Origin of the sequence: Mycobacterium sp. IS-2888 (assembly GCF_001954215.1) — a bacterium.
GTDB lineage: Bacteria > Actinomycetota > Actinomycetes > Mycobacteriales > Mycobacteriaceae > Mycobacterium.
This window is the reverse complement of the sequence record NZ_MBET01000011.1, coordinates 40,617-50,340: the sequence shown is the minus strand read 5'-3', so window position 1 is coordinate 50,340 and position 9,724 is coordinate 40,617. Positions and strand designations below refer to the sequence as shown.

Sequence of the window (9,724 nt, the reverse complement as noted above, 5' to 3'; positions counted from 1 at the left end):
GGGCCCCCAACGCACACCCCAACCTGGGGGCCGGGGGTGTGTTCGGCCTACCCGGGGGGGGCGCGGGGGGGGGAACCCCGCCCCCCCCGCTCCGGGTTTGCGCCGCCAAGACTTATGATGCAGCCGTGTCGATTCCGGCCGAGTTGGAGCGCGCACGCCAGCTGGCGTTCGCCGCCGACGAGGGCGCGGCGCGGGATCTGCTGCTGTCGTTGATGCCCCGCATCGCGCAAGAGGATCGCGACGATCTGGCGCTCGAGGCGTTCGCGCAGCTCGGCGAGATCTACCTGGCGCGCGGAGCGAATGATGGCGTCCGCGAGTCGATTCGGCGCATCCGCGACTGTCTGGCCGCCTATGCCGCCCAAGCGGGCGCACCCGCCGCCGAGGTGGCCCACATGATCCGTCAGTACTCGCGGCGAGCCCAATTCCTGCAGACGGGCCTGACCGCGGCGCTCGGCGATCACGAAGGCGCCGCGAAGGAGTTGGCGGCGTTGGACGACTCGAACACCGATTTCACCGACCTCGCCGACGAACACGCCTACCTGCTCACCTATGCGCAACTGCTGTGCGCGACCGCGCTCTGCGACGACGACCTGCACGTCGAATCGCTTCCGCTGTGGCAGCACGTGCTCGGCGCCATCGCCGATCCGGATCACCTGGGCGGCGACAGCGAGGCCGGGGACCATCTCCGGATCGATGCGGCTACCGGATACGGCAGGTTCTGCGTGGAAACCGGGCGGTTGTCCGAGGCGCAGCCGTGGCTGCGTCGAGCGGGAGCCCGCGCGCAGGCGCGTGGATGGGAATTGGCCACGGCCAGAACGCAATTGGAGCGTGCCGCGGCATGCTGGTCGGCGGCCGACCACGCCACGACCGAACAGCTGGTCTCGGAGGCCCAGCCCGTCCTCGCGCGATATGCCCGAGCGCACGACGAGGCGCGGTGCTGGCTGTACCTGGGACTCACCCGGCTGGCCTCCGGCGCATTGGAAGCGGCCGACCAGTGCTGGGAACACGCCGAGAGCCGGTGGCGTGAACTGGGCAAGCCACTGTATCTGCACCGTATTCTGTTGCAGCGCAGCTGGATAGCGATCTTCTGGGGCCGCTTCCCGGACGCGGTCGAGCTGATCGCCCAGGCTCGCGAGCTGCTCGACTCGTCGCCGCGCAGCAGTTGGCTGCAGTACGCCCAGCTCGACAACCACCTCGGAACCGTTTGGCGCGCTGACGCATTGACGGACCTGGGCTTCGACAGCTCGGGGGACCCCGACGAGACGCTGCAGGAAACCGAGGCGCGGCAGGCCGAAGGACTCGGCATCCTCCACGGCGAAGTGGGCACGCCAGAGTACTGGCGTGGTATGACCAAGCTCGAACAGGCCGCGGAGCTCAAGGTGCCGGCCGCGTTGGCGGTCGACTCGGTGCGGTACTCGATCGCCGACGCCGACGCGAGATCACGCTGGGCCGCCAACGTCTCGGCGCCGATCTTGGCCAGTGCGTTCGCCGTTGCCTGGGAATGGGAGAACACCGAGTTGATCAGCGAGCTGGTCGAATACCACAGCGCGCGAGGGACTTTCAATGCCGAACCGCAGGCGGCCAAAGTCGGCGAATGGGCGTCCGCGGCCGCCCCTTCCCTGCTGATCGACGCCGATGAAGCGCTGGCAGCCGCCGGCCCGCCGGCGCGCGGCGGCGCTTCGCTGACGCGGCTGGGCCCGCTGCCGCCGCTACAGATGCAGCCGGACGCCGCCCCGATCCTGAGTCACTACCGTGCGCTGGCGCTGCAGCGATACGGCCGTGCGGTCACCGCCGACGAACCCGCCTGGTCCACCTGGCCATGAGTGAGACAGACCGGCCGACTCTGGTCCTGCGCTTCGCGGATCTCGGGATCGTCACGTACGCCAGTTTGCGTATCGTCGGGCAGCCGTCCCGAACCGTCAATTGGGTGGTGGAGGAACCGATCCTGCTGGCGGCGCTGCAGGAGCTGGCCGACGCGTTGCCGGAGCCGCGCGACGGTCAAAGCCGTCGAGACGCCATCGAGCGGGCGCTGACCAGCGGCCCGTTCGCGACCCCGCCGGCCGAGCTGACGCTCGCCTACATCCTGGGCGTGCTGCTCATTGCCGAACCCGGGTGGCGGCTGTTGACGGAATGCGTGGCAAGCCCGCGGCCCGTGCTGTTCGTCTCGCCCACCGCGCGCCTGGCTCGCGTCCCGTGGGGCCTGCTGGCGTTGCCGAAGTCGGGGCCGAGCAAGGAAGAACTCGTCCGCGCCCGCCAGGACGCCATCACCGCCAGCGGCAGGGTTGCCGCCCGAATCCCTTGGCAGCTGGCCGATATCGGCGAGCACACCGATGGGTACCGGCTGATGGAGATGGTCGACGTGCTGATGGCGGTGCCGCAGAACATCGTGCACTCGCCGCGGTCACCGGCCGCGTGGGACGCCCGCCGAGATGGGCCGCCGATGCTGGTTCTCGACCCCCGGGTGCCCGGTCAGCGCCCGGACTCCGCGCTCGGGTCGGTGCTTGGCAGGCCGTCCGCCGACATGGCGTTGGCGCGGCACTACACCGGGCTGATGGAACGCCGCGCGGTGCTGCCGACGGTCGACGCGGCGGTGGAACTGTTCCGCCGCCAGGACGCCGACCGCCGCTGGCTCGCCGAACTGTTGGCGCAGACCCCGAGCAGGCTGATGTACGTCGGCCACGCGAGTTCACCGGATGGCCATGCCGCCCAGGCCGATCGGGCCGCCCTGCACCTGGCCTGCACCGCGGGCATTCCCGGGGACGCCGACGCCGTCGGCGACCACCGCCCGCTGACCGCGTCGGATCTGATGGCGTTGCGGCTGCCGATGCCACCCCGGGTGGCGCTCCTGGCCTGCGCATCCGGCGGTGACTATCAGTTCGACGAGGCGACGGGCCTGGTGGCCGCCGTAATCCTGGGTGGCGCACAGTTGGTGACCGCCACGCTGTGGTCGCTGCCGACCACACCGGCCTACCGGCGGTTCGCGGGCGATGATCGGGCCGATCCGATGTCCGACGCGGTGATCGCCGTCGACGACGCGCACGAGGCTGTCGACGCGGGGTGCGCGGTGAATCGGTGGCAGCGTGAGCAGATGCGGCGCTGGCGCGACGGCGACGCCACGGCCAGCCCGCTCTACTGGGCCGCGCTCGTCAGTTTCGCCGTCGACGGCGCTCGCTGACAGTGGACGGCCAAGACGTCGTCGGGCAGCGAAAGGTCTTCGCGGGCAGCGGGATCGAACGCCACCAGCACGACGAGGCCCGGGCGCAGTATCGAGGCGTCCGAGCCGTCACTGCATGCCAATTTGCCGACGAACGTCTCCCCGGACACCGCCACCACCTCGACGAAAACCTGGGGCCCGACCGCGCGCACGGTGCCGACCCCGACGGTGCGTTCATGGGACTTTCGCTGCCGGGCGACGACGAGCCCGCGAAAAGCGGTGTACAGCAGCATTGTCAGCGTCTTCATGTGACCAGGTTGGCGGTACGGACCGGCTACCGAACCCAACTTTTTCGCTGCCGCTATCTTCGGAAAGCCCCTATCCTGTCCTGATGAGTGCGGATTCGCAGGTGGCGACTGCCACCGCGGTCGGCCACCCGCGCAGGTCGGTGATCGACCGGGCGTGGCGCGCGATCGGTCCCGGCGTGGAGGTGCTCAGCAGCGACGACGGCGGCCCGTTGAGCCGCACCGTCAAACGCATCGTGGACCCGTTGGTGCTGCGGCTCCGGTCCAACCCCCAGTATTCGAATCCCGTCGTCGATCCCGAGACGGCCGCCGCCATGCACCAGCTGATCGTCGGAAGCGCTGCCCAATTGCGTTCCGCCGCGGCATGGTTCGACGCTCTCAAACTCGAGCGCCGCCGGCAGCGGATCCGCACGGGAAACGCCCAGGAGCTGTACTTCCCGGTATGCTTCGAGCTCGCGGTGACGAAAGGCCCACCCGCACCGGAGGATCAGGAGACGGTGGCCGCGATACTCAGCGAAATCCACCTCGGCCGGGACCGCACCGCGATCGAGGTGTTGCGCCAATACGTGGCAAGCCCGGACGTCGTCGCCACGCTCACCGGACAGCTCGATCGCAGCTGGGGCGACGTGCGGGCCTCGGCCGCGGTCCCGTCGACCGCCGGTCGGTTCCGGGACGAGCTCGGCACCGCGCTCGGCCGTGCGGCCGGCCACAGCGCCGCGGCCGCGCGTCAACGCGCGTGGTCGACCGTGATCGCCGACCCGACGCCGTACAACCTGGGCGCCCTGGCCCGAGCCGAAACGGCCGAGCTACCGTGGTCGATCGTCAAGCTTGGCTTGAGTTCGGTTGCACCGCAACGGAAGCCGCAGATATCCGCCGGCTCCGACAGCGATCGCCCGCTGGACCGCAGCGTGGTGGACCGGGTGCGCGCCACGTTGCGGCGCGCCCTGGACCGCGACGCGTTGCCCGACATCCCGCTGCTCTGCGAAGAGGAGGTCGACCGCGCCAGCGCGCCATGGGGGTTGCTGTCGGAGGACAAACAGGCCACGTTGTTGGCCGGCATCGAGGTCGCGGTCGAGCTGGCGCCGCTGGATCCCACCGTCATGAGCCACTACGGGCTGGCCGCGCAGATCCAGGCGCGGCTGCGCAAGGAGGCATACGTCTTGCACGCCAGGCGCTATCTCGCCGAGGGCGGCGCGATCCATCCGCGGCAACGGCAGGTCGTCGACGATCTCGCCGACTACGCGCAGCCGTACCTGAGCCGGCTCTGGGCCCGCCTGCACGGGCGCGATGTCTGGCAGGAACCCTGCGACGACATCGACGAGGTGCGGTCCCTGCTGGAGGGGGTCGCGCGGTCGGTGAGCCTGGATCACCGGCAACGAATCAAGGCGATGCTGGAATTGCAGGTGGCCGGATGAGATTGGTTGCCGATTCCGGTCTTTGGGGAACCGGCCCCGCCACCGCACAGACGCCGCTGACCGCGGTGCTGGAAGTCAGTGGCGCCGTGCTGTCCTGGACGGTCGACGATCCCACCGGCGCCGCCCAGATCACCTTCACCGATCTGGCGCGCGCCGACTGGCTTTGGCGCGTCCTCGGCGAATCCGGACACGTCGCGCTGGCATCCGCCTTAGGCGCCGAAGGCGCCACCGACCAAGCACACAGCGTCGAGCTGACCGGTGTCGACATCGTGCCCGGATCGGTCGACCCCCTGCGGCGGCTGGCCCTCGGCCACTGGCTGCGGCGCTGGTGGCCCGCCAGCCGCCGGGACGGCATCGCCGGGCTGGACCGCGCCCTCCTCGACGTCGAGGTCGCCCTGCTCACCGTCGGGGCGCAGGGCTTCTTCACCGATGACACCCTGGACTCGGACGTCACGCAGCTGCTGGCGCCGCACGCCGCGGCCCTGCTCATGCACGCCCGAAGTGACGATCCGCGGGTGCTCGACCTGGTTCGGGCCGGTGCCGGGGTAGCCGACGAAGCCGGCGTCGACGGCATCGGGTGGCCGGAATTGCATGCCGCCCTTGATGATTCGAGCGCCCTACCCTCGATGCCCGGCAGACATCAGGACGACTATGCGCTGGCCGCCGCTGGGGACGCGGGCACGCGGGGCGCCACGGCGGTCGCCGGCGGCGTCGCGTCGATCAACTGGAGCGCGGTTCCGCCCGCGATATTCGACGCGGCCGAGGACACCGTCGAGTGGAGCGTCGAGGCGGCCGGCGCAGCGCCGATCGCCGTCGTGCGCGCGGCCGTCATCGGGCCGGACCCGGCCATCGGCATAGAGGTGCGACTGCGGTCGGGGGCCATCGGTGGCGCCGGTGTCCTGGACGCCGCCGGCCGGGCCACCCTTCCGTTGGTCAACGACCGGCAGCCCATGACGGAATCGGCGGCCTGGGATCACGACTGGACGGCGACCTCGGTGACCGTCGGCGCCGACGCCTCGGCGGAGACGCGCGAAACGCGGGAGCGGGTGCGTCGCTGGGCGCGCACGCGGCTGGACCGCCCCGGCGACGACGCCTTCCTGGCCGAGATCCTCGCCGCCGAATCCGCCTACTAAGGCCTACTAAGATTCGGGTCGATTCCCTATGCTGAGCGAGTGCCAAACACCTATCGCGTCGTTCAGTGGAACACCGGAAACGTCGGCAAGAGCTCGCTGAAATCCATCGCCGATAACCCCACCCTTGAACTGGTGGGGTGTTATGCCTGGTCAAAGGACAAGGTCGGCCGCGACGCCGGCGAATTGGTCGGCATTCCGCCACTCGGGATCGCGGCGACCAACGATGTCGACGCGCTGCTCGCCCTGAAACCGGACTGCGTGGTCTACAACCCGATGTGGTTCGACGTCGCCGAGCTGGTCCGCATCCTGTCGGTCGGCGTGAACGTCGTCACGACGGCGTCCTTCATCACCGGGCGCAACCTCGGCGACGGCCGCGACCGGCTGGTGGAGGCCTGCGAGAAGGGCGGTTCGACGCTCTTCGGGTCGGGCGTCAGTCCGGGCTTCGCCGAACTGTTGGCCATCGTGTCGGCGATGGTGTGCAACCGGATCGACAAGGTCACCGTCAACGAGGCCGCCGACACGACGTTCTACGACTCGCCCGACACCGAGAAGCCGGTGGGCTTCGGCCAGCCGATCGACCATCCCGAGCTGCAGCAGATGGCCGCCAAGGGGACGGCGATTTTCGGCGAGGCGGTCCAGCTGGTAGGCGACGCGCTCGGCGTCGAGCTCGACGAGGTCCGCTGCGTGGCCGAATTCGCCCAGACCACAGCGGATCTCGAAATGGCGTCCTGGACCATCGAAGCGGGATGCGTGGCGGGCGTCTACATCAGCTGGCAGGGAATCGTCGACGGCAAGACGGTGATCGACCTCAATGTCCGGTGGCGCAAGGGCCAGACGCTCGAACCCGACTGGAAGATCGAACAGGACGGCTGGGTCGTACAGATCGACGGTCAGCCCACCGTCACCACCAAGGTCGGTTTCCTGCCGCCGCCGTATTTCCAGGCGGAGACGATCGCCGACTTCATGGACCTCGGGCACATCATGACGGCGGTGCCCGCGATCAACGCGATCCCCGCCGTCGTCGCCGCGGCACCGGGCATCGTCACCTACGCCGATCTTCCGCTGACGCTCCCGCGCGGCTTCGTCAAGACCTAGCGCCGAAAAGCTACGCGCTCCCCGACGCGGCCGCATCCGCTCGTCGCCGGGTGGGTTTGGTGTAGGTCGCGCCCAGCTGCGGCACCTCGAGCGGACCCTGATGGCGGGCTGCCTCGATCGCGCTGCGCAGCGGACGCGCCAGCCCCGCGAACGATCCCATGTCGAACAGCCGTTGCGTCAGCAGCCGGTTGTGGACGTATGCGAACGCGCTGCCGGTCTCCGGATCGGCCCATCCCAGCGTTCCGCCCAGCCCGACGTGACCAAAACCCTTGAGCAGTCCGGGAACCGGTGATTCGTGGTAGCCGAGGTGAAAAGGCATGGGCACCACCATGTTCGCGTCCGGCCACTTGAACCGCGACTGACCCGCCAGGCCGCGCGCCAACTCCTTGGACAGGTACCGTTTGCCGTCGATGCGGCCGTCGTTGGCGAGCACCGCGAACATCTTGGCCAGGCCGCGCCCGGTCACCACGCCGTTGGCCGCGGGCACCTCGCCGTCCAGGAACGCGGTGTCGCCTTTGACCAGCGATATGACCCCGGGGAAATACATCGCGCCGAGGGCCCCGGAGAGCGGCAGACCGGCCACCCGCGGTGCGACGAACTTGAGCACCGGCATGCGCCACTTGCCCTGCGGCATCAAAATCTGCGCCGCCCTGGTGGGCGAAGCGGCAGGCGGACGGCCGAGGTGCACGCCGTCGGTGTTGAGCGGGCGCGCGATCTCCTGGCGGATCAACTCCCGCATGCCTTTGCCGGTGACCGCGCGGGCCAGACCGGACAACAGCCAGCCATAGGTCAGCGCGTGATACGCCTGCACGCCCCGCAGGTGATCGAGGGGCGCCTCGGCCAGGCGCTGCTCCATGAGGAGGTGGTCCATCAACTCCGTCTTGGTGACGCCCCTCAGATGCGACAACCCGGATCGATGCCGCAAGACATCGCGAACCGTGATCTCGGCTTTCCCGTTCGCCGCGAACTCGGGCCAATATTCGGCGACGGGCTCGTCATACGACAACAGGCCACGATCGGCTAACCGGTGAATCACCGTCGAGGCAACACCCTTGGTCGCCGAGAACACCATCGCGCCGGTGTCCGCGGTCCACGGCTCGGTGCCCGCCCGGTCCGACCACCCCGTCCAGACGTCGACGACGGGCCGGCCGTCGATGTAGACACAGAGGGCTCCCCCACCCAACCGCCGCCCGGGAAAGCGCTGAGCGAACGACTTGACGACGTTCGCGAAATGCGGATCGGCGGCGCCGCACACATGGGGCGGCAGGCCGTCGTCGGTGACCAGCAGAGTCGACATTGAGAATGAAGCTAGCAGTGGGGTTCGTCAGGGGGTTCGCGCACGTCGGCGCCCGGGGCCACATCGGGCGGCGCTTCCCTCAAAAACTTCCTCAGCCGAAGAAGCTGATTGACGACCATGCTGATACCCAGCAGCATCAGCGTCGCCACTATTGCCACCACGATTGCGGTGCTCACAAACTCCATGGTGACAGCGGTTGGCATGTCTGGCCGGGGCATCGCCGTACGGGTTTCAACTTCGCGTGCTGCGGGGTAGCCGAAACAAATGAGCACCACAGACAAAATCAAGAACAAGATCGATGACGTGGGCGGCCGGGCCAAGGAAGCCATCGGCCGGGCCACGGGCGATGACGAGACCCGGGCCGAAGGCCGGGCGGATCAGGCCAAGTCCAGCCTGAAGGATGCCGGCGAGAAGGTGAAGGACGCTTTCCGAAAATAGCCACCCCATAGACCAGCAGGTTTACTCGAGAAAGTGGGTAAGCCTGCTGGTCGCCTTGTCACGGGGGCATTGGGTGCGCGGCGCGGTTGAAAATTGAGCCTTCTGGCAATCCCTACCGCAATTAGCGTCGAATACCAAGGGGCTCGGATGATGCGAGGCGGTAGGGCGAAGATGGACGTCTTGGTGTTGATCAACAAACGCGTGCGCCCGATCATGACGGTCGCCGGTGCGGGTGTAGTGCTGGTCGCGTCCGCACTGCTGTGCCCGCCCGCCCCCTCGGCGTCGGCCGACCCGTGTCCCGACGTCGAGGTCGTGTTCGCGCGCGGCACCGGCGAGCCACCCGGCGTCGGCAACATCGGGCAGCAATTCGTCGACGCTCTGCGCGGGCGCGTCGGCGCGAGGTCATTCGGGGTGTATCCGGTCAACTACGAGGCCAGCACCGATTTCAGCAATCCTAATTTCCCGTTGACCGTGATCGACGGGATTCGCGACGCCGGCTCTCACATCCAATCCATGGCGGCGAACTGCCCCAAGACCCGCGAGGTCCTCGGCGGATACTCGCAGGGCGCGGCCGTGGCCGGCTACACCACCTCGGCCGCCGTACCGCCGGGGGTGCCCGCTGATTTGGTGCCGAAGCCGATGTCGCCGGACATCGCGAACCACGTGGCCGCGGTGACACTGTTCGGGAAGCCTTCCGACCAATGGCTGGCGCAGTATGGCGCGCCGCCGATCGCCATCGGCCCGCTGTACAAGCCCAAGACCGTCGAATTGTGCGCGCAGGGCGACCCCATTTGCGGTACCGGCAACGACAACGCCGCGCACGTCATGTACGGGGTGAACGGCATGACGGACCAAGCCGCGGACTTCGCCGCCGGTCATCTGTAACA

Annotated in this window: 10 protein-coding genes; 7 read left to right on the top strand and 3 right to left on the bottom strand. The window is 68.8% G+C overall.

The annotated features are described in order from the left end of the window. Nucleotides 1-125: 125 nt before the first annotated feature. Nucleotides 126-1,823, top strand: a complete 1,698-nt coding sequence (locus tag A5745_RS01980; RefSeq protein ID WP_076114916.1) for a hypothetical protein — start codon at nucleotides 126-128, stop codon at nucleotides 1,821-1,823. Then, entirely contained in the window at nucleotides 1,820-3,175 is a 1,356-nt protein-coding gene (locus tag A5745_RS01975; protein WP_076114915.1) for a CHAT domain-containing protein, read from the top strand. Before A5745_RS01980 ends, A5745_RS01975 begins: the two co-directional genes overlap by 4 nt. On the opposite strand, the gene A5745_RS01970 is transcribed toward A5745_RS01975, so the two are convergent. Continuing rightward, nucleotides 3,130-3,501 carry a hypothetical protein gene (locus A5745_RS01970; protein WP_076114914.1) on the bottom strand — a complete coding sequence of 124 codons (372 nt, stop codon included), beginning with the start codon at nucleotides 3,499-3,501 and terminating at the stop codon, nucleotides 3,130-3,132. The genes A5745_RS01975 and A5745_RS01970 overlap by 46 nt on opposite strands. A gap of 44 nt (nucleotides 3,502-3,545) precedes the next feature. On the opposite strand from A5745_RS01970, the gene A5745_RS01965 reads away from it, so the two are divergent. From A5745_RS01965 to A5745_RS01955, 3 genes are read left to right on the top strand one after another with little or no spacing between them, the layout of a single operon-like run. Further along, a complete protein-coding gene (locus tag A5745_RS01965; protein ID WP_076114913.1) occupies nucleotides 3,546-4,874 on the top strand; it encodes a hypothetical protein in 1,329 nt (442 codons plus the stop codon). Further along, nucleotides 4,871-6,007 carry a hypothetical protein gene (locus A5745_RS01960; protein ID WP_076114912.1) on the top strand — a complete coding sequence of 379 codons (1,137 nt, stop codon included), beginning with the start codon at nucleotides 4,871-4,873 and terminating at the stop codon, nucleotides 6,005-6,007. The genes A5745_RS01965 and A5745_RS01960 overlap by 4 nt, the downstream gene beginning before the upstream one ends. A 39-nt stretch (nucleotides 6,008-6,046) precedes the next feature. Continuing rightward, a complete protein-coding gene (locus tag A5745_RS01955) occupies nucleotides 6,047-7,102 on the top strand; it encodes a dihydrodipicolinate reductase (RefSeq protein WP_076114911.1) in 1,056 nt (351 codons plus the stop codon). A gap of 10 nt (nucleotides 7,103-7,112) precedes the next feature. Here the strand turns inward: A5745_RS01955 and A5745_RS01950 are convergent, their stop codons facing one another. Together A5745_RS01950 and A5745_RS01945 are read right to left on the bottom strand one after the other, a co-directional pair. Further along, the gene (locus A5745_RS01950) at nucleotides 7,113-8,399 is read right to left on the bottom strand and encodes a serine hydrolase domain-containing protein (protein WP_076114910.1); all 1,287 of its coding nucleotides are present in this window, start codon (nucleotides 8,397-8,399) and stop codon (nucleotides 7,113-7,115) included. 11 nt (nucleotides 8,400-8,410) lie between these two features. Continuing rightward, complete coding sequence (locus A5745_RS01945; RefSeq protein WP_170874438.1) at nucleotides 8,411-8,575, bottom strand: hypothetical protein; 165 nt, start codon at nucleotides 8,573-8,575, stop codon at nucleotides 8,411-8,413. Between the two features lie 88 nt (nucleotides 8,576-8,663). On the opposite strand from A5745_RS01945, the gene A5745_RS01940 reads away from it, so the two are divergent. Next, the gene (locus tag A5745_RS01940; RefSeq protein WP_076059447.1) at nucleotides 8,664-8,837 is read left to right on the top strand and encodes a CsbD family protein; all 174 of its coding nucleotides are present in this window, start codon (nucleotides 8,664-8,666) and stop codon (nucleotides 8,835-8,837) included. A gap of 213 nt (nucleotides 8,838-9,050) precedes the next feature. Beyond that, a complete protein-coding gene (locus tag A5745_RS01935; protein WP_076114920.1) occupies nucleotides 9,051-9,722 on the top strand; it encodes a cutinase family protein in 672 nt (223 codons plus the stop codon). The last annotated feature ends 2 nt before the right edge of the window (nucleotides 9,723-9,724 follow it).